The sequence below is a fragment of the Nonomuraea sp. N2-4H genome (assembly GCF_045291505.1).
Lineage (GTDB): Bacteria > Actinomycetota > Actinomycetes > Streptosporangiales > Streptosporangiaceae > Nonomuraea > Nonomuraea fastidiosa.
Genome location: NZ_CP147987.1, coordinates 2,790,376 through 2,807,584, shown reverse-complemented (window position 1 = coordinate 2,807,584; position 17,209 = coordinate 2,790,376). Strand labels below are relative to the sequence as shown.

The window sequence follows — 17,209 nt, the reverse complement described above, 5'->3', positions numbered from 1 at the left end:
TCAGGGCAGCTTGGCGACGGTCAGCAGGATCTGGGAGTCCTCCAGCGCTTCGAGGCTGTGGCGGGCGTCGGGCACGATGAGCAGGTCCCCGGTGCGGGCCTCCCACTGCTGCGTACCGGCGATCATGCGGACCCGGCCGTGCAGCACCTGCAGCGTGGCCTCGCCGGGGTTCTCGTGCTCGGCGAGGTGCGCGCCTTGGCGCAGGGCGATGACCGTCTGGCGGAGCACCTTCTCGTGGCCGCCGTACACGGTGCCGGCGGCGTGACCGCCACCGGCCGTGGCCGCCCGGTCGGCCTGTTGCCGGGCCAGAGCCGTGAGCGAGATCTTCTGCATGCCGTCTTCCTTCCGGTTGCGAGTCCTCAGCGCACCAGGTGCCCGAGCGGGACGTCCGGGTCGGTGAGGGCTTTGCGGTCCACCGGGGCGCCGGAGAGAACGAGGGCCTTGAGGTGGTCGCCCTGGTCCCAGATGTTGACGTTCATCGCGGCGAGCACCCTGTCGTCCTCCCCCAGCCAGAAGGCGATGAACTCGCGCCGGCCCACATCTCCCCTGATGGCGACCTCGTACGTGGTGCCGGGCGGGACGTGGCCGAGGTACTCCATGCCGAGGTCGTACTGGTCGGTGTAGAAGTACGGCGGTTCCTCGTAGGAGGCGTCGCGGCCGAGCATGGCGCGGGCGGCCACGGCGGGCTGGTTGAGCGCGTTGGCCCAGTGTTCGACGCGGATGTGGTGGCGGTGGCGGGGGTGGTAGGCGTTGGCGACGTCGCCGGCGGCGTAGATGTCGGGGTCGCTGGTACGCAGGTCGGCGGTGACCTTGACGCCGTTGTCGATCTCCAGGCCCGCGGCGGCGGCGAGCGCGGTGTCGGGGACGGCGCCGACGCCGGCGATCACGGCGTCGGCGTCGGCGTGGGTGCCATCCGCCAGCCGCACACCGGTATCGGTCACCTCGGCGAGTCGGGCGCCCAGGCGCAGGTCCACGCCGTTGTCGCGGTGCAGGTCGGCGAAGACGGCGCCGAGCTCGGGTCCGAGGGCGCCGAGCAGCGGCTGGTGCTCCTGTTCGATGACGGTGACGTCGGCTCCGGCGTTGCGGGCCGCGGCGGCGGCCTCCAGGCCGATCCAGCCGGCGCCGATGACGGCGACCTTGCGGGCGGAGGACAGCGTGGCGCGCAGCCGGTCGGAGTCGTCGACGGTGCGCAGGTAGAGCACGCGCTCGCCGCCGGGCACGTTCAGGCGGCGCGGGACGGCGCCGGTGGCGAGCAGGAGCTTGTCGTAGCGCAGACGTTCGCCGCTGGAGAGGGTCACCTCGTGCGCGGCGGGGTCGAGTGCGGTGGCCTCGGCACCGGTGCGCACGTCGATCGCGTGGTCGCGGTACCAGTCCGCGTCGTGCACGAAGATCGTGTCGCGTTCGTCGTCGCCCTGCAGGTAGCCCTTCGACAGCGGCGGGCGCTCGTAGGGCAGGTGGGGTTCGCGGCCGATGAGGACGATCGTGCCGTCGAACCCCTCCTGGCGCAGGGCCTCGGCCCCCTTGGCCGCGGCGAGGCCGCCTCCGACGATCACGAACGTGGCCGGTTCCGTCATCGTGGGTCTCCTGTCTGCGCGTGCGGACTCTTCGTACGGGCTGCTAGGCGTGCACTCCGGAGAGCGCGAAGAACTCCTGCCGGGAACGCGCGTCCTCGCGCAGCACCCCCTGCAGGGCCGAGGTCACCGTGCGGGACCCGGGCACCCGGACGCCGCGCATCGACATGCACATGTGCTCGGCCTCGATCACCACGCCGACCCCCTTAGGCGCCAGGTGCTGCTGGAGCCAGTCGGCCACCTGCTTGGTGAGGCGTTCCTGCACCTGCAGATCGCGGGCGAACAGCTCGACGACCCGGGCGAGCTTCGACAGGCCAAGAATACGATCACCGGGCAGGTAGCCCACGTGCGCCACGCCATGGAAGGGCAGCAGATGGTGCTCGCACAGCGACTGCACGGGGATGTCGCGGGCCAGCACGAGCTCGTCGTAGCCCTCCTCGTTGGGGAAGGTCGTCAGGTCGAACTCGCGCGGGGTCAGCATCTCGGCGTACGCGTGGGCGACCCGCTTGGGGGTGTCGGCCAGGTGCGGCGAGTGCGCGTCGCGGCCGAGCGCGGTCAGCAGGTCGGTCACCGCCCGCCGCGCGGCCTCCAGGTCGACGCCGCCGCCGCGGACCACCCGCAGGTGCCGCTGCTCCACATCATCGGCGGGCTGCATCACGGACTCGCTCATACCGGCCGTCCGCGATCATTGCATGCGTTCATCATCATGATCACCCTTCTTCTAATGACAAGATTGGTTAACATTAGAAGGGGTGCGGTAATTCCGTCAACAAGGGTGGGTTTTAGAAGCATGGGCGATGCCATCGGTGTGCGGCCGGCGTACATCTCCGCCATCGCGGCGCTGGACGAGCCGACCCGGCGTCGTCTGTACGAGTACGTGGTACGCCAGTCCTCGCCGGTGAGCCGCGACGAGGCGGCCGACGCGATCCAGGCCCCGCGCACCACCGTCTCCTTCCACCTGGAGAAGCTGGTGACCGAGGGGCTGCTGGAGGCCGTGTACGAGCGCCGCACCGGCAGGTCCGGTCCCGGGCCGGCCGTCCGGCGAAGCTGTATCGGCGGGCGCGCGCTCAGATCGCGGTGTCGCTGCCGGATCGGCGCTACGAGACCGCCGCGCTCCTGCTCGCGGACGCCCTCCAGGAGGCCGAGGAGTCAGGTGAGCCGCCGCGTACGGTGCTGGACCGGCGCGCCCGCGAGCTGGGCCGGGAACTCGGCCGCCACGAGCCGGGCGCGGACACCCGCGCCGCCCATCCCGACGTCGCGCCACCCCTGGAGGAGCCCGGCCGGGAAGCCCGCACCTCGCACACCGGCATCGTCCAGACCCTGGAAGTGCTCGGTTTCGAGCCGCGCCCGTCCGACGGCACGATCGCGCTCGGCAACTGCCCGTTCCAGAGCCTCGCCGAGCGGCACGCCGCGCTGGTCTGCGGCATGAACCTGAGCCTGCTCACGGGCCTGCTCGAAGGTCTGAACGCCACGGACGTCACGGCCCGCCTCGCCCCCGCCCCCGGTCAGTGCTGCGTCCGCCTCGACCTGCCGCCAGTGCTTTGACGTAGCGGCGGGCCGGGACGGCGATCGGGCCGTTCTCGCCGGCCGCCCGGTAGTGGAACGGCCCTTCATCGGCCCAGCCGTTGCGCTCGTAGAAGCGGCGGGCGCGGGTGTTGCCCGCGACGACCGCCAGCCAGGCCCGCCCGTGACCGCCGGCCGCGACGAGGCGTTCGGCTTCGGCGAGCAGGGCGGTGGCCACGGGGGTGCCGCGGCGCCCCCTGGCGACGTAGACCTGCTCCACCTCGTCCCCGACCACCATGACGAACCCGGCCACGGCGCCTTCGACGACGGCGACGACCGTGTCCGCGATGCGCTGCGCGGCGCGTTCGCGGAACGACTCCGGAGTGCGGGCCGCCGCGAGAGCGCCGGGAACGTTTCCGCGATGCCCGTCGCCCCAGCCTTCGTGCCAGATCCGCGCGATCTGCTGCGCGTCTTCATCTCTCGCGGGACGTAACCGCACGCTCTCGCTCCTTCACGATCATTCACCGAATGTTCGTACTATACCCCCCTACCGTATTGACGAGCCTCGGGTCGCGGAGGCGAGGAAGAGCGGCAGCGCGAGGAACAGCCGATCCTGTTCGGCACGCCGGGTCTGCTCGGCGGTCCAGGCGTCGCACTGCTCCCGGGTGATGACCCCGGCCGCGTGTGCGGCCTGTGCGAGGCCGGTCAGCATGCGGAGCATCGTCGTGCCGGTGAAGACTTCGGTGTGCACCTCCACCTCCACGTCGCCGAACCCGGCGTCCAGCAGCAGGTTGCGGTAGGCGCGGGCGGCGCGCGGGTTGGTGATGAGGTCGGCGCGGGCGTGCACGATGGTCCGGGTGAGGCCGGGCTGGTCGGAGTCGATGACGAACGCGTCCCAGTCCTGTCCGACGAGCACGATCCGGCCGCCGGGGGCCAGCACGCGACGGGCTTCGGCCAGCGCCGTGGCCGGGTCGGCGAGCTCGTGGAACACCTTGTCCGCCCGATATCCGGCCACTTCGTGATCGCCCAGAGGCAGGCGGTAGGCGTCGCCGACGCGGAAGTCGGCCTCGGGCCGGCGTCGCCGGGCAACACCGATCATCTCTTCATTGACGTCCACGCCGATCGCCGTGATCTTCTGGTCGTTCAGCTCGGCCACCGCCCGGCCCGCACCGCAGCCCACATCGACGGCGGGGTCTCCGGGGCGGAGTCTGAGCAGTTCGTACGAGCGGGCGCGCAGCGCGGCGGCACCCGGCATGGCGTCGGCGATATCGAGCAGCCTGATGAGGTCGGTCTCGTTCGACATGCACGCCACCATGCGACTTAATGTCGGCATGAAGTCAACTCCGATGATGGCCATCGGCGAGGTCGCCGCCCGCTTCGGGCTCGCACCGCACGTCCTGCGCCACTGGGAGGCGATGGGGCTGCTCTCCCCGCGCGCGTCGAGGGTGACCGCCGCCGCTACGGCCGCGACGACCTCTACCGGATCGCGCTGATCCTCCGCGCCAAGGAGGCCGGCATCGGACTGGCGGACATCCGCCGGATGCTCACCACCACCGATCCGGCCGCCCGCCGGGAGATCCTCCACCGCCACCGCGAGGACCTCATACGTCGCATCGCCGCCGCCCAAGCCTCGCTCGCCCTCCTCGATTGCGCGCTGACCTGCGAACACGAAGATTTCGCGAAATGCCGGCATTTCCAGGCGATCCTTACCGAACGCGTCGAACAGGCCACCGCCACCGCCGCCCGGCCGGCCCGAGGGTGACGCTTTTGCTCTCTTTGGAAACGCTGCCAATATAGCGATCGGCCATGCCGATCGAGAGAAGAGAAAGGCGGAGTTTCATGCGGAAGCAGTGGGTGACGGCGACGGCTCTTGCCCTTTCTCTTATCGCCGGTGGTTGCGCGCGGCAGCCGGAGGCGGTCGAACCCGGAGTGCTGCAAGAAGTCGGGAAAATCGGCACGATCATCTGGAGAGAACGCGATACCGGCTTATCAGGGGTCGAGACCGTAGTAACCGACATTTTCCTTATCGATGTCGGGGGCGAAACCGAGGAGGCGTCGCTCAGAAAGGCTGTCGCCTTTCTCCGCAGCCGGGGCTGGGTCACCTCGGTGGACGATTCACCGCGCAATGTCTGGCTGCAATCGCCTAAGTGGAAAGGCGCCAACCTCGGCGTGTCTTCGCTGCGCGCCAGCCCGGAATACGAGCAACCCGCGGTGAAGCAGACCATCGAACGGCAAGGCGTCGACCCCGACGCGCTCGTCACCGTGTCCGCGTACGTGGGCTGGTGAGCGCTCCGCGGCGGCGGCTATCCCACCTCAGGGACGTCCGGTGTGTCCCGATCCGGCCCGCGGCAGCTCTGGCCGGACGCGTAACCGCTAGGTTACGCTTTCTGGCGTGGACGAGGTGGCAGGAGCGATCGCGGATCCGGTGCGGCGGCAGATCCTGGTGATGCTCAAAGGCAGGCGGCTCTCGGCCGGCGAGATCGCCGAACGCTTCTCCATCAGCCGTCCCGCCGTGAGCCGCCACCTACGCGTGCTCCGGCAGAGCGGGCTGGTCAGGGCGGAGCTTGTCGGCCGGCAGCGCCTCTACACGCTCAACGCGGAGCGGTTCACCGAGCTGGCCGCCTGGCTGGCCTGGTTTCTCCGGCCTTCCGGCTGGGAGCACCGCTTCGACGCCCTGGAGACTGAGGTGTACCGGACGCGCCGGGAACGCCGTACGGACAAGCCCAGGGCGAGCAGCGACACCCACGGAAAGGGAGAAACCGCATGAAACGCTTCCCCACTGGCACGCTGTTCCAGTCGGACGACGGCCTCGACCTGGTCCTCACCCGGACGTTCCGTGCGCCCGCCGCGGACGTGTGGGCCAGCGTCACCGAGCCGGAGCGCACGGCGCGCTGGTTCGGCCCGTGGGAGGGCGAGGCGGGACCCGGCCGGACGATCAGCGTCCAGCTCGCGTTCGAGGAACAGACCCCCTGGACCGAGATGCGCATCGAAGCCTGCGAGCCGCCCCGCCGGCTGGAGCTCACCGCCGAGGACGCGGCCGGCTCCTGGCACCTGGAGCTGCTGCTGTCGGAGGCGGACGGCGGCACCGAGCTGCGCTTCATCCAGCACCTGGCCACTGCCGAGGGCATCGGCGAGATCGGCCCCGGCTGGGAGTACTACCTCGACCTGCTGGCGGCCTCCCGCGACGGCTCCGCCAAGCCGGAGTTCGACGAGTACTACCCCGCGATGAAGGCGTACTACGAGGACTTGACCCCCACAAAGCCCGAGGCGTAAGCAAGCGAACCGCGCTACTGGTCGGCGTAGGGCATGAAGAGCGTGTCGTACTCCAGCCACGACTCGTTGAGCAGCTCGCCGCGCACCTCACCCTTGACGATTCTCAGGAGCAGGTCGGTGGTGCGCAGGTCGTACCTCTCCCAGACGTCGCCGTTCCGGTCCGAGATCCGGATCGGGTACGCACCGGAGGCCGCCGCGCGTGAGATCTGCCAGTAGAGCGTGACCCCTGCGCCGATGGAGGCCCAGGGCAGCAGCCCAGCGTCCGGGTCGAGATCGTCGGGCGGTGCCACGACCTCGTCCTCGAACAGATCCTGAAGCTGTTCGGACTCCAGGCGTGACCGTTCGAGATCGACGTGCCTGAGACCGGGGCCGGGCTCGGGTACGTGGAGTCGCAGGCAGCCGAGCCAGAGCCCGCCGCCCCCTGCGTCGAGCAGCTCGCGGTAGTCCTGCGGCACGGACGCCCCGAGGCGGCGCTCGACCCGCCCCCAGTCGAACGGTTCCGCCGGTGGCGCGGGACGCGCCGCCTCGATCAGCTGCTGTACGGCGGTGGTCATACGGGTGCGCTCCTCGACGCTGTCTCAAGCACCGTTCCGGTCGTCCACCGGCGGCGGGGTGGTCGAGGCGAGGATCGAGGTCAGCACGCCCGGGAAGCGCTCCTCCAGATCGTCGCGGCGCAAGCTCATGAAGCGGGCCTTGCCCTCCGCGCGGGTGGACGTCAGGCCCGCTTCCCGCAGGATGCGCCAGTGGTTGGAGAGCGTGGAGCGCGGCACGTCCATGTGCGGCGGGCTGCACGGCACCTCGCCGCCGGCCGCCATCAGGCGTACCAGCTCGAGGCGGACCGGATCCCCGAGCGCGTGGAGCACGGCGGCCAGATCCAGGTCCGCCGTCTTCGGCTGAGGTTGCGATCGCATCCGGCTCTCCTGCTCGGCGACGAGTTTGACGCTTCGGAACGGCCCCAGTGTAGGGTTCGCTTCGTCAATTCGGGAAAAACGAAATGATCAAGAGGTGCACCGATGGCGGTACGCGCTACCTACGCCCGCATCTACGTTGACGATCTGGACACCGCACTGCCCACCTTCACGGCCCTGACCGGCACGCAGCCGGACCTGCGCTTCACGTACGGAGATGTCGAGCTGGCGAGCATCGGTGGTTGCCTCCTGGTCGCGGGCACCCCGCAGGCGCTGGCTCCGTACCGTGATGTGCAGGCCACCGCCATCGTCGACAGCATCGACGACGTCTTCGCGATCGTCGCGAAGGAAGGCGGCGAGACGCTCGACGGCCCCAACGACGTCCCCACCGGCCGCAACCTGACGGTCCGCCATCCCGGCGGCGCGATCGTCGAGTACGTCGAGATCGACGCCGCCAAGCTTCAGGCACTGCCGGGACAGTGACCCGGCCGTGACCGGCCGGCCCCGGAAGGGCTCGCGGGAAGGCGGCCACCGACCGCGATCCGGCCGGTCCACGCTCCGGAGGCTTCCCCATTCCTCCTTCATCGAATATCGTCGATTGTCGATGAAGGAGGAGAAAGGGCCGTTGCCCCGTGCGGCGGCTGAGGAGTACGCGAGCTGGTTCAAGGCGCTGGCCGACGCGACGCGGATCCAGATCGTGTCGTTGCTGGCACGGCGGCGCGAACCGATGAGCGTGGGCGAGATCGTGGCCGCGTCCGGGGTGGGGCAGTCCACGGTGTCGCATCACCTGAAGATCCTGTCCGAGGTGCGGTTCGTGCTGGTGGAGCGGCAGGGGACGTCCAGCCTTTACCGGATCAACGAGAACTGCGTGAGCTGCTTCCCCACCGCGGCGGACGTGGTGATGGGCAAGCCGGTGCCGCCCGCGCCGGTCTGTGAGTGAGGAGATCTCCATGACGGACGACATCACCGCGCTTCCCGCCGATCTCGCGTGCGGCGATCCGGGTGCCGTCGCGGAGCTGCGTACCGGCCAGGCTCGCATGGGGCCGGGCATGGAGATCCGGCCGATGCGCGACGGCGACGCGGCTGAGGTGCTGGCGATCTACCAGGCCGGGCTGGACACCGGCGACGCGAGCTTCGAGACCGTCGCGCCGAGCTGGGAGGTCTTCACCGCGAGCCGGCTGCCGCATCTGCGGTACGTGGCGGCCGACGCCGATTCGGGCGAGGTGCTCGGCTGGGTGGCGGCCTCGCGGGTCTCGGCGCGGAGCGTCTATGCCGGGGTGGTCGAGCACAGCGTTTACGTCCACCCCGGCTGCCAGGCTCACGGCATCGGCCGCGCCCTGATGACGGCGTTCATCGCCGCATGCGAGAACGCCGGCGTGTGGACGATCCAGTCCGGCATCTTCCCTGAGAACGCCGCCAGCCTGGCCCTGCACAAGGCGCTCGGGTTCCGCGTCGTCGGGACCCGCGAGCGCATCGGCCGCCATCACGGCGTGTGGCGGGACGTGCTGATGGTGGAGCGGCGCAGTCCGGTGGTCGGAACCTGATTTCGTTCCTTTCGGGAACATCGTGCGGCCTGTTGTGGTTACATGGATCGTGGCCGGTGTGCCCAGTGTCCCCGGGCCTCACCTATTGCCTTCGCGGACTACCGTTCGGCTGGAGCCGCGTTGAGCCTTTCGCCGAGAGGCGACACGCACACCGGTACGCATACGTGGAAAGGCCCCGCTTCCGAGCGGGGCCTTTTGTGTGCCGTTCGCCTCGTACGGGGCTTCGCCGTCGTGATTCCCCTGTCCTGGCAGGTCTGTGCGAGCCTGTGCGGGCCGCCGCCTGTTGTCATCCGAGGAGCCCGCCGGTGCCTGGCGAGGCTTCCATCCTGTTCGTCTGCGTTTACAACGCCGGTCGCTCCCAGATGGCCGCCGGCTGACTGACGCACCTGGCCGGTGATCGCGCCGATGTCCGTTCGGCGGGGTCGGAACCGGCCGAGCAGGTCAACCCGGTCGCGGTGGCCGAGCAGGTCAACCCGGTCGCGGTGGAAGCGAAACGCTAGGTCGGTATCGACATCACCACCGCTCACCCCGAGGTCCTCACAGCCGACGCGGTCGAGTCCTCCGACGTAATCATCACCATGGGCTGCGGCGACGCCTGCCCGGTCTTGCCTGGCAAACGCTACGAGGAGGATTGGAAGCTCGACGACCCGGCCGGGCAGGGCATCGAGGCCGTCCGTGTCATTCGTGACGATATCCGGGCCAGGGTCGAAGAGTTCATCCTGCGGCTGTAGGCAGACGACCTCACGCGTCAGGCGTCCGAACGCGTTGCGGCGATCAGCGACCAGACACAGGCCACCAGCAGCCGGGTCGCTGCCAGCAGCGTGTCCGGCTATACGGGTTCGGGTGTCTCGGCGGGCGTCTGGTAGCCGAGCATGCCCATGCCGATGCCGATCGCGGCCAGTCCGGCAGCGGCGTAGCGGCGGTTGTTAGAGGCTCCTCGGCTCGTTCGCAGCCCACGTCCAGTCTCAAGCCCCGACCAGCACCCACCGGCCGCGCAAATCGGCGTCGGAGGCTGCGGCCAGCGGAGCGGTGCGGGGATACGGCAGGGCGGCGGAGCTTGGCCGCGTCGGCGAACAGCGACGATTTCTCGTAGACCTCCGGCGGTTCATCGGGGTGGCCGAGGTAGCGCTGGCCCATATGCGCCATCATCGCCAATAACTGCGTGGATAGGCAGCAGCATCGTCGCCATCGTCGTGAAGGCAGCAACTTACGGAGCTTGACCAGGCGATGGCTGACACCAAGCTGGAGCAATCGAAAGCTGCCCAATACAGGCGGATTCTCGACCATCCGCATCCGCGAGGTTCGACTCTACTCGGAAGCACTAAAAGGGCTACGACGAATCTTCGCCGAAGTCTTTCCAAAGATTACAGAGCTCTGCGATGGACCTCCACGTGCGAGTCGCACCGATTGACATCGCTTCCCTGTAGTTCCTCAGAGCATAAACTGATCGCCAGTTCCCTGTTCGATAAGCTATCGTGACGGCTCCATCAAAGAGACATGAGAGTATAGTCATGCGACTATCTCTAACTGCCGCAATCCTGGAGAACCACGTCACCGTTGGCCGGCCGGACTGCTCGAGGATATCAAACAAAGGCTGCACTTCCGATCTTGTAAGCGACCGCACCTCGCCATTAGATATTCTATCGGACTCCATCGGCCTACCAGATGCAAGAATAGCCGCACACAGGATTCCGCACACGAAGGTCGTGTGGTAGCATGACGAAAAAATAGTGGGATCGAAAGGCGAAACAGCGCCTTTGTGGGATATTTTGGCGTAAGGGCCACGAACGACCGGCCTACAGAAGTCATCCCAGAGTACTGCTATTGCAATGGATGCATATTTGCTCGGAAGTCGGCACATGTAAGCCGCGGCCAGCAACTCACCGACGAGGTCAAGGTCGCCTTCCCACATTTGCCAAGCCAGGAACGAGTCTATACATTCAGCAGTTCGGTCGAGCTTGACAGAGTCAGGCATTGGGTACGCGCCGAAGTCTGAAGCATAAAAAAGTGTATGAGTAAGTGCGTATACACTTTCTCGAAGAGCTAGCGGTGCAGGCAGAGTATCGTTCGTAGGCGCTAGCGCCAGAAGATCGGCCACTTCTGGATGATGATTCTTGTAGACGGCCAATGCCCAGCGCGTTTCGAGAGTGCGGTAGATGGAGCGATCCACGAAGCCGTTCCAGCCCAAGTCAATGCAGCGCTCCAAAAGTTTTTCGAAGGATGGGTTCACCACAGCGTGCCGACTCAGAATTGCATGAGTTATGCCAAGTGGCCATGCAATATGAGGCGCCCGAGCAAGCATGTCAAAATATCGCTCGGGATAGGCTCTAGCCGCCAACGTCTTGAGCAGCCGTTTATGGGACTGCTCAAGACAGGGGGCCACCGAAGCATCCGCAGCCAAAACCTTCTGCGTAACATGCAGTAGTATCGCCGCTTCGGTCAGGACCTTATCCTCCACTGCACGGCGCGAGGGTGCCGCGTAATCGGCTCTAGCGGATTGGTCACTGCAAGGTAGCATCAGATCCAAGCATTCAATCCAGTCCGCAGCCAGGTCAAGGATATCGCGAAGGCGAAGAGACAGGTCCGTTTTCGACGGTTTCATGCGTTTCCTTAGTGGCGCCGGGGGAATCCCCCGGCGCGGAGTCGGGCTCGGCTATTCCTGCGACTTGCAAATCACTACGTAGCCACTGCCGCCACCCACGTACCAGCGGGCTTCGCCGTCGCTTTCCGCCGCGTCTACAAAGTCGCTTTCGAGAATCTCTCGAACAGTCATGTCTAGATTGATGATATTTGTGCCCTTCAGTGCGTCCGTGCCTGCTGCGATCTCGCTCTGCGGCATTTCTCCCCCTTGCTTGAAGTTGGCATTGACCACCACGTTTTTCGCCACTTATCCACCCTCCCAAACCGCCGACATCGATAATGGAAGGTCTCTTGGAATTTCATGTCGCGAAATATTGGATCGCTGGGGTTTCATTGCGCCGCCTTAGCCAGGCAGAAGCCGGAAGCGCTCTCTATTCATGCGAATCATGGAGTAACCCATACCCGAATATTGGATTGTAGGTGATTTGTGTAGACCCATGAGCGCTTCAGATGATTGAGCTTAGGAGGAGGTGCAACCCGGCCTCATAGCTTTGCGGGGCCTCGTCGTAACGAGTGGCCAGGCCCCGCCGGGTCTTGATCTGCTGGAAGCAGCGTTCGATGGTGTTGCGCTGCCGGTAACGCTGCGCATCGAAGATCACAGGGCGGCCACCGGCCGAGCCCTTCTCCTTCCGGTTGAGCTGCTGATCGCTCTTCTCAGGGATGATCGCGCCGATCCGGTGGCGGCGCAGGTAGGCGCGGTTGGCCTTGGAAGAGTAGGCCTTGCCCGCGGCCATCGTGCCCGGGCGGGTCCGTGGCCGGCCCACCGGCCCAGCCACCCGGATCTTGTCCAGGACGGTGATGAAGCGCGGGCAGTCGGCGGCCTGGCCGGGCGTGACCACGAAGACCAGCGGCAACCCGGCGGCGTCAACCCCGGCATGGATCTTGCTGCTCAGCCCGCCCCGGAATCGGCCGAGTGCGGCCGCCTTCGCCCGTGCCTTGCGCCGCCGCCGGATGGCAGCACGCTCATGTGGCGCTGATGTGCCGACCTCGGGTGTGGCCTGCGACGCATCACTCGCAGCACCGGCGGCTGCTCCGGCAGGGGAGCCTCCCTTTTCCTCGGTCAGCGCCTGCTCCAGCGCATCCAAGGTCTCCCCGGCGACCGCCAGCCCGACCGAGTTCTGATGCGCGGCGTACGATGGTGGAGTCCACGCTGACCAGTTCCAGCCCGGCCCGTCCACGCGCTGCGGCCTCGGCAGTCAGCACCTCCATCAAGCCCTGAAACACCCCGGCCCTGGCCCAGGTGCTGAACCGGGAGTAGACGGTGGACCAAGGCCCGTACCGCTCCGGCACGTCACGCCAGCCGGGCCCGATGCGGAACCACCACAGGATCCCATTGAACTGATCACGTACTCGCCGCGGCAGCGGCCCAGTGGCCGCCATCGGCAGATGCGGCCCGATCAAGACCCACTCGGCATCGGTCATATCAAAGCGCGCCGCATCCGAGCTCTACCAGCCATGGCCAGGACCGCCTCCGGCCATCACCAAGATCCGAACCTCAAACAGCTCCAAAGCTGCACGGCGAGCTCGGCAGCGAGCTGTCGGGCGGTCCGGCCAGCGCCGATGAGGGTGGCCGAGGCAAGGCCGGTCCAGTCGCCGTAACCGAGCAGGTGCAGGCGCGGCTCTATCAGGGCGCGGGTGCCGTCGGTGGGGATGCGGCCGTTCGCGCCGCGAAGCCGCAGCGGGGCCAGATGGCCGAGGGCAGGACGGAAGCCGGTGCACCACAGGATCACGTCGCAGGGCGCGGTGCTGCCGTCGGCCCACGCCACACCGTCGAAAGTGATGTGAGAGACCATCGTCTCGGCTTTGAGCACGCCACGGTCACGGGCCTCGCGTACGGGAGCGACGGCGACGATGTCACCCAGTTCGCCTATGCCCGGGTCATCCTGTCCGGCCAGGGCGGCCCGTGGCGGCGGGTGCCGAGAGCAAAACAGGGCGCGGCCGTCGAGTTCGTCGGGCAGCAGCCGGGGCGGGCGCAGCGTCACCCACGTGGTCTCGGTGACCTGCGAAAGCTCAGCGAGGATCTGCGCCGCAAAGTTGCCGCGCCCCACGCTCACTACCCGGCGGCCATGGAAGGGCTCGGGCCCGTGGTCAGCCGGCGGTGTGCAGGTGCTCGCCGCAGAAGTCGCGTACGCCGGGATAGTGCGATACGTAGGGGGGGCCACCAGGTGCCCGTAGCCCTGACGACGAAACGGGCATGCCAGGTGCCCGCATCGCTGTGCACGGCGAGGCGATCGCCGTGGCGCCGCACGGCCCGCACCGTGGTAGTATCCGGCGGCCAGCCCGGCCTGCCCACCGCCGATGACGACGACATCGGCGAAGCGAGCCGGTGAGGTCATGCCGTGCCGGAAGCAGGGACGGGCTCGGCCGGCGGGGTGAACAGGGCGCCGAGCCTGGCCACGGTCTCCGGGATGACGCGGTAGTAGACCCAGGGGCCACGGCGTTCGCCGTCGATCAGCCCGGCCGTACGCAGCACCTTGAGGTGGTGGGAGATGGTGGGCGCGGTCAGATCGAAGGCGTCGGTCAGGTCGCACACGCAGACTTCGCCGCCTATGTGTGAGCCGATCATCGACAGCAGGCGCAGGCGGACCGGGTCAGCGACCGCTTTGAACGGCGCGGCCAGCCCGGTGGCGTCGTTCTCGCTGAGCGGCTCCCTGGCGATCGGAGCGCAGCACACGGCGGAGGTGGCGGTCACGACGGCACCTCCTGATTCGACGTCTATCACATGAGAGGGAAAGCGCTGAGTGGCGCGACCGGTGGTCAGCCGCAGCAACCGCCTTCGGAGGTCGTGAGCGGGAGCGGAGTGCTCAGCAGGCCGCCGCTCATCCCCGTGGCCAGGCTGACGCGCTGCTCCTGGGCCTCGGCGAGGCTGGAGGAGCACACGCCGGTCTCGGGCAGGTCGAGCTGTACGTTCCTGGCAGCCTCCCGGTCTCCGGCGAGGGCGGCGACCACCGAGCGGGCCTGTTCGTAGCCGGTGGCCAGCAGGAACGTGGGGGCGCGGCCGTAGCTTTTGACGCCGATGGCGTAGTAGCCGGGCTCGGGATGCGCCAGTTCGTCCGCGCCGTGCGGCGGGACGGTGCCGCAGGAGTGCTGATTGGGGTCGATGAGCGGGGCGAGTGCGCGGGTGGAGCCGAGGACGGGGTCGAGGTCGAGGCGGAGCTCGGCGGCGATGGTGTGGTCGGGACGGTAGCCGGTGGCGGCCACGATGCGGTCGGCGAGAACCGACTGTTCGTGTCCCGAAGGGGTGCGGCTGATCACCCGTGCCCGCGTGCCCTCGCGTTCGATGGCGTGGGTGAAGAAGCCGGTCAGCAGGCGGATGCGGCCGCTGTCGACGTGGGCGTGCAGGCGGGTGCCGAGCGCTCCCCTCGCGGGCAGCGCGTCCGCTTCGCCGCCGCCGTACGTACGGGCGGCGCTGCTCGCGCGGATCGCCCAGGTGATCGAGGTGTCCTCCAGCTCGGCCAGGCCGAGCAGGGTGGTGGCGGCCGAGTGACCCGCGCCGATCACCAGAACGTGCCTGCCCTCGTACCGGTCGCGGTCCGCGCCGAGGACGTCGGGCAGCGCGTGGTCGATCAGATCACCGGCGTCGGCCTCGCCGTGGGCGGGCAGGCCGGACGCGCCGAGGACGTTCGGGGTGGCATAGGTGCCGGAGGCGTCGATGACGGCGCGGGCGTGCAGCTCGCCGCCGTCGGCCAGGCGGATCAGGAACGGCGCCTGCTCGCGGCCCGCCGTACGGACGCGGTCGTGGCCGAGCCTGCTGATCGCCGTCACCTTCGCTCCGGTACGGATCCGGTCGCCGAACAGTTTGGCCAGCGGAGCCAGGTAGCAGTCGATGAGCTCGGCGCCGGTGGGCAGCCAGTCGGGGTCCGGCGCGCTCCAGCCGTCGGCCTCCAGCAGGCGGCGGGCGGCGGGGTCGATGTCGTACGTCCACGGGCTGAACAGCCGTACGTGCCCCCACTGGGCGATCGACGCGCCCGCCCGCTCCCCCGCTTCCAGCACCACGAAGCCGAGGCCGCGTTCGGTGAGATGGGCCGCCGCGGCCAGGCCGATCGGGCCTGCCCCGATGACGGCGATGGGCAGGTCACCGGGCTGCCGGGCCTGGCGGCTCGGCTCCCGCTCGACGGGGGCGGGACCGCGGCATCCGCTCATGGTGCTTCTCCTCATCGGCAGTTTGCTTCGAAAGATATCTAAGCAGCGCTCACCGGCAGCATGCCCGTCGAATTAGAGAGATGTCAAATTAGATGTTCATCTAAATAGCGAGGTGCGAGCGCCCTGACGAGCTCCGCGCACTTGGCGGGTCAGCGCGGCGACGACGCGACGGGCGTCCGCCCCGACTCCGCGCAGCGTGTTGGATGACGGCGTACGCTGCCACTCCAGTCCCAGGTAGCCCAGGCCGGGATAGGTCGGCGACAGGCCGCGGCGCTGGCGCGGCCGCCCCTCGGCGTCCAGCGCGCCCATGTCGGCGAGGTACGGCAGGTCCGGCAGGTACCCGGTGGCCAGCAGCACCGCATCGACCCGCTCGCGCCGGCCGTCGCTCCAGATCGCGTGATCGCCGTCCAGCCGGGTGAACATCGCCCGCCGCACGTAACGACCCTCGCGCAGCGCCCGGCGGTAGCGGCCGTCATCGAGGACGGGCGACGGCGGCGGCATCTGCGCGCGGGCCAGGGGCAGCCGGTCGAACCCGGTGACGCGGAACCAGAAGTGCAGGTCCCGGCCCAGCGGGCGCTGCTCGACGAAGCGGATGGGCGCCCGACTGACCAGCGTCACCCGGCGTTCGGCGGCCAGCTCGTACGCGATCTGGACCGCCGAGTTGCCCGCCCCGACCACGACGACGTGCTCGCCCGGCAGCGAGGCCGGCGAGCGGTAGTCGGCGGCGTGCAGCACCGGACCTCCGGTGAAGGTGTCCAGGCCGGGGAGGCCGGGCCGGTGCGGGCGGCCGAAGGAGCCGCTGGCCGCGATGACGGCCGGGGCGGTCCACTCCTGCCCATCGGCCAGGCGTACGAGGAAGCCGCCCGCGCTGGGCTTCACGGCGCTGACGCGGGAGCCGGTGCGCAGCTCGGCACCGCGCTCGACCAGGGCGGTGGCGTAGCGCTCCAGGTAGGCGACGACCTCGTCTCGGTGCGGGTAGCGTTCGGGGTCGCCGCCGAAGGGCATGCCGGGCAGGCTGCTGTAGCGGGCGGGCGAGAACAGGGTGAGGCTGTCGTAGTAGCGCGGCCATGATCCGGCCGGGCGGTCCGACGCCTCCAGCAGCACGGGCCGCAGGCCCTGCTCCAGGGCGGCGTGCGCGGCGGCCAGGCCGGACTGCCCGGCTCCGACGATCAGGATGGAGTCGTTCGGCATGCGGCAGAACGTACCGTCATTTTCTAATATGTCAATAATTTGGTACGAGGGGTAAGCTGCGGGTGGTATCGGGAGGGAGCAGGCATGAGCGAGACCACGACACCGTCAGAGGCGACAGCGGGCGCCACGTGCGCGCCGCGGCTGCCGCAGGCCGCTCAGGACTTCCTCAAAGCCCTGGCCAACGAGAGCCGTCAGCAGATCATGCTGCTGTTCGCCCAGGGCGCCGAGCTGTCGGTCAACCAGGTCGCCGAACGCGCCGGCATCAGCCAATCGGCCGCCTCCCAGCAGCTCGCCCTGCTCCGGCGAGGCGGCATCGTCACCTCACGCCGCGCCGGCAAGGAGGTGCTGTACCGGGGCGACCGCGACAGCGTCGCCCGCATCCTCGACGACCTGCGGGACTACCTGCGCTTCTGCTGCTGACGGGCTGGGCAGGCGA

At 68.6% G+C, this 17,209-nt stretch carries 22 protein-coding genes and 4 pseudogenes; 12 read left to right on the top strand and 14 right to left on the bottom strand.

All coding sequences use genetic code 11. The features are described 5' to 3' along the window. The 3 genes from WBK31_RS12750 to folE are packed head-to-tail and all read right to left on the bottom strand — an operon-like array spanning position 1 to position 2,226. On the bottom strand, positions 1 to 333 hold the full coding sequence (locus tag WBK31_RS12750; RefSeq protein WP_364069465.1) for a cupin domain-containing protein: 333 nt from the start codon (positions 331 to 333) through the stop codon (positions 1 to 3). A gap of 26 nt (positions 334 to 359) precedes the next feature. Then, positions 360 to 1,574: an NAD(P)/FAD-dependent oxidoreductase gene (locus WBK31_RS12745; protein WP_378789480.1), complete on the bottom strand. Its 1,215-nt coding sequence runs from the start codon at positions 1,572 to 1,574 to the stop codon at positions 360 to 362. Between the two features lie 43 nt (positions 1,575 to 1,617). Next, entirely contained in the window at positions 1,618 to 2,226 is a 609-nt protein-coding gene (folE, locus tag WBK31_RS12740; RefSeq protein ID WP_378790256.1) for a GTP cyclohydrolase I FolE, read from the bottom strand. Between the two features lie 51 nt (positions 2,227 to 2,277). On the opposite strand from folE, the pseudogene WBK31_RS12735 reads away from it, so the two are divergent. Further along, positions 2,278 to 2,502: pseudogene (locus tag WBK31_RS12735) on the top strand (hypothetical protein); the annotation flags it as partial. A gap of 146 nt (positions 2,503 to 2,648) precedes the next feature. Beyond that, positions 2,649 to 3,116, top strand: a complete 468-nt coding sequence (locus WBK31_RS12730) for a hypothetical protein (protein WP_406675584.1) — start codon at positions 2,649 to 2,651, stop codon at positions 3,114 to 3,116. Here WBK31_RS12730 and WBK31_RS12725 read toward each other — a convergent pair. After that, positions 3,049 to 3,573 (bottom strand): N-acetyltransferase family protein, encoded by a 525-nt coding sequence (locus WBK31_RS12725; RefSeq protein ID WP_406674885.1) that lies wholly within the window; start codon positions 3,571 to 3,573, stop codon positions 3,049 to 3,051. The genes WBK31_RS12730 and WBK31_RS12725 overlap by 68 nt on opposite strands. A 48-nt stretch (positions 3,574 to 3,621) precedes the next feature. Next, positions 3,622 to 4,377: a methyltransferase domain-containing protein gene (locus WBK31_RS12720; protein WP_406674884.1), complete on the bottom strand. Its 756-nt coding sequence runs from the start codon at positions 4,375 to 4,377 to the stop codon at positions 3,622 to 3,624. On the opposite strand from WBK31_RS12720, the pseudogene WBK31_RS12715 reads away from it, so the two are divergent. From WBK31_RS12715 to WBK31_RS12695, 5 genes and pseudogenes are all read left to right on the top strand, one after another. Beyond that, positions 4,328 to 4,563 (top strand): annotated as a pseudogene (locus WBK31_RS12715) (MerR family transcriptional regulator); the annotation flags it as partial. The gene WBK31_RS12720 and the pseudogene WBK31_RS12715 overlap by 50 nt on opposite strands. A 51-nt stretch (positions 4,564 to 4,614) precedes the next feature. Further along, positions 4,615 to 4,836: a hypothetical protein gene (locus WBK31_RS12710; RefSeq protein ID WP_406675484.1), complete on the top strand. Its 222-nt coding sequence runs from the start codon at positions 4,615 to 4,617 to the stop codon at positions 4,834 to 4,836. A 77-nt stretch (positions 4,837 to 4,913) separates the two neighbouring features. Further along, positions 4,914 to 5,360: a hypothetical protein gene (locus tag WBK31_RS12705; RefSeq protein ID WP_406674883.1), complete on the top strand. Its 447-nt coding sequence runs from the start codon at positions 4,914 to 4,916 to the stop codon at positions 5,358 to 5,360. A 106-nt stretch (positions 5,361 to 5,466) separates the two neighbouring features. After that, complete coding sequence (locus WBK31_RS12700; protein ID WP_406674882.1) at positions 5,467 to 5,841, top strand: metalloregulator ArsR/SmtB family transcription factor; 375 nt, start codon at positions 5,467 to 5,469, stop codon at positions 5,839 to 5,841. Beyond that, positions 5,838 to 6,347: an SRPBCC family protein gene (locus WBK31_RS12695; protein WP_406674881.1), complete on the top strand. Its 510-nt coding sequence runs from the start codon at positions 5,838 to 5,840 to the stop codon at positions 6,345 to 6,347. The genes WBK31_RS12700 and WBK31_RS12695 overlap by 4 nt, the downstream gene beginning before the upstream one ends. 14 nt (positions 6,348 to 6,361) lie before the next feature. Here WBK31_RS12695 and WBK31_RS12690 read toward each other — a convergent pair whose 3' ends face one another. Together WBK31_RS12690 and WBK31_RS12685 are read right to left on the bottom strand one after the other, a co-directional pair. Beyond that, a complete protein-coding gene (locus WBK31_RS12690; protein WP_406674880.1) occupies positions 6,362 to 6,901 on the bottom strand; it encodes a hypothetical protein in 540 nt (179 codons plus the stop codon). Positions 6,902 to 6,925: 24 nt separating this feature from the next. Beyond that, entirely contained in the window at positions 6,926 to 7,258 is a 333-nt protein-coding gene (locus tag WBK31_RS12685) for a metalloregulator ArsR/SmtB family transcription factor (RefSeq protein WP_364069342.1), read from the bottom strand. Positions 7,259 to 7,360: 102 nt separating this feature from the next. Here WBK31_RS12685 and WBK31_RS12680 point away from each other — a divergent pair, with 102 nt between their 5' ends. The 4 genes and pseudogenes from WBK31_RS12680 (at position 7,361) to WBK31_RS12665 (ending at position 9,530) form a co-directional block, all read left to right on the top strand. Beyond that, positions 7,361 to 7,738, top strand: coding sequence for a VOC family protein (locus tag WBK31_RS12680; RefSeq protein ID WP_406674879.1), 378 nt, complete (start codon positions 7,361 to 7,363; stop codon positions 7,736 to 7,738). Positions 7,739 to 7,859: 121 nt separating this feature from the next. Continuing rightward, a complete protein-coding gene (locus WBK31_RS12675) occupies positions 7,860 to 8,195 on the top strand; it encodes an ArsR/SmtB family transcription factor (RefSeq protein WP_378789542.1) in 336 nt (111 codons plus the stop codon). 10 nt (positions 8,196 to 8,205) lie between these two features. Then, entirely contained in the window at positions 8,206 to 8,799 is a 594-nt protein-coding gene (locus WBK31_RS12670; RefSeq protein ID WP_378789543.1) for a GNAT family N-acetyltransferase, read from the top strand. Positions 8,800 to 9,161: 362 nt separating this feature from the next. Continuing rightward, positions 9,162 to 9,530, top strand: a pseudogene (locus WBK31_RS12665) (heat-shock protein HtpX). 599 nt (positions 9,531 to 10,129) lie between these two features. Here the strand turns inward: WBK31_RS12665 and WBK31_RS12660 are convergent. From WBK31_RS12660 to WBK31_RS12630, 7 genes and pseudogenes are all read right to left on the bottom strand, one after another. Further along, positions 10,130 to 11,317, bottom strand: a complete 1,188-nt coding sequence (locus WBK31_RS12660; RefSeq protein WP_406675483.1) for a DUF6895 family protein — start codon at positions 11,315 to 11,317, stop codon at positions 10,130 to 10,132. 135 nt (positions 11,318 to 11,452) lie between these two features. Next, positions 11,453 to 11,686: a hypothetical protein gene (locus WBK31_RS12655; protein ID WP_406674878.1), complete on the bottom strand. Its 234-nt coding sequence runs from the start codon at positions 11,684 to 11,686 to the stop codon at positions 11,453 to 11,455. A 199-nt stretch (positions 11,687 to 11,885) separates the two neighbouring features. Then, a pseudogene (locus WBK31_RS12650) lies at positions 11,886 to 12,861 on the bottom strand (IS5 family transposase). Between the two features lie 56 nt (positions 12,862 to 12,917). Continuing rightward, positions 12,918 to 13,487: a hypothetical protein gene (locus tag WBK31_RS12645; protein WP_406674877.1), complete on the bottom strand. Its 570-nt coding sequence runs from the start codon at positions 13,485 to 13,487 to the stop codon at positions 12,918 to 12,920. Between the two features lie 284 nt (positions 13,488 to 13,771). Beyond that, on the bottom strand, positions 13,772 to 14,131 hold the full coding sequence (locus tag WBK31_RS12640) for a metalloregulator ArsR/SmtB family transcription factor (protein ID WP_406674876.1): 360 nt from the start codon (positions 14,129 to 14,131) through the stop codon (positions 13,772 to 13,774). 65 nt (positions 14,132 to 14,196) lie between these two features. Continuing rightward, on the bottom strand, positions 14,197 to 15,582 hold the full coding sequence (locus tag WBK31_RS12635) for an FAD-dependent oxidoreductase (protein WP_406674875.1): 1,386 nt from the start codon (positions 15,580 to 15,582) through the stop codon (positions 14,197 to 14,199). A 96-nt stretch (positions 15,583 to 15,678) separates the two neighbouring features. Beyond that, complete coding sequence (locus WBK31_RS12630; protein ID WP_406674874.1) at positions 15,679 to 16,773, bottom strand: flavin-containing monooxygenase; 1,095 nt, start codon at positions 16,771 to 16,773, stop codon at positions 15,679 to 15,681. Between the two features lie 84 nt (positions 16,774 to 16,857). Here WBK31_RS12630 and WBK31_RS12625 point away from each other — a divergent pair, with 84 nt between their 5' ends. Continuing rightward, complete coding sequence (locus WBK31_RS12625; protein WP_364069328.1) at positions 16,858 to 17,193, top strand: metalloregulator ArsR/SmtB family transcription factor; 336 nt, start codon at positions 16,858 to 16,860, stop codon at positions 17,191 to 17,193. Positions 17,194 to 17,209: the final 16 nt, after the last annotated feature.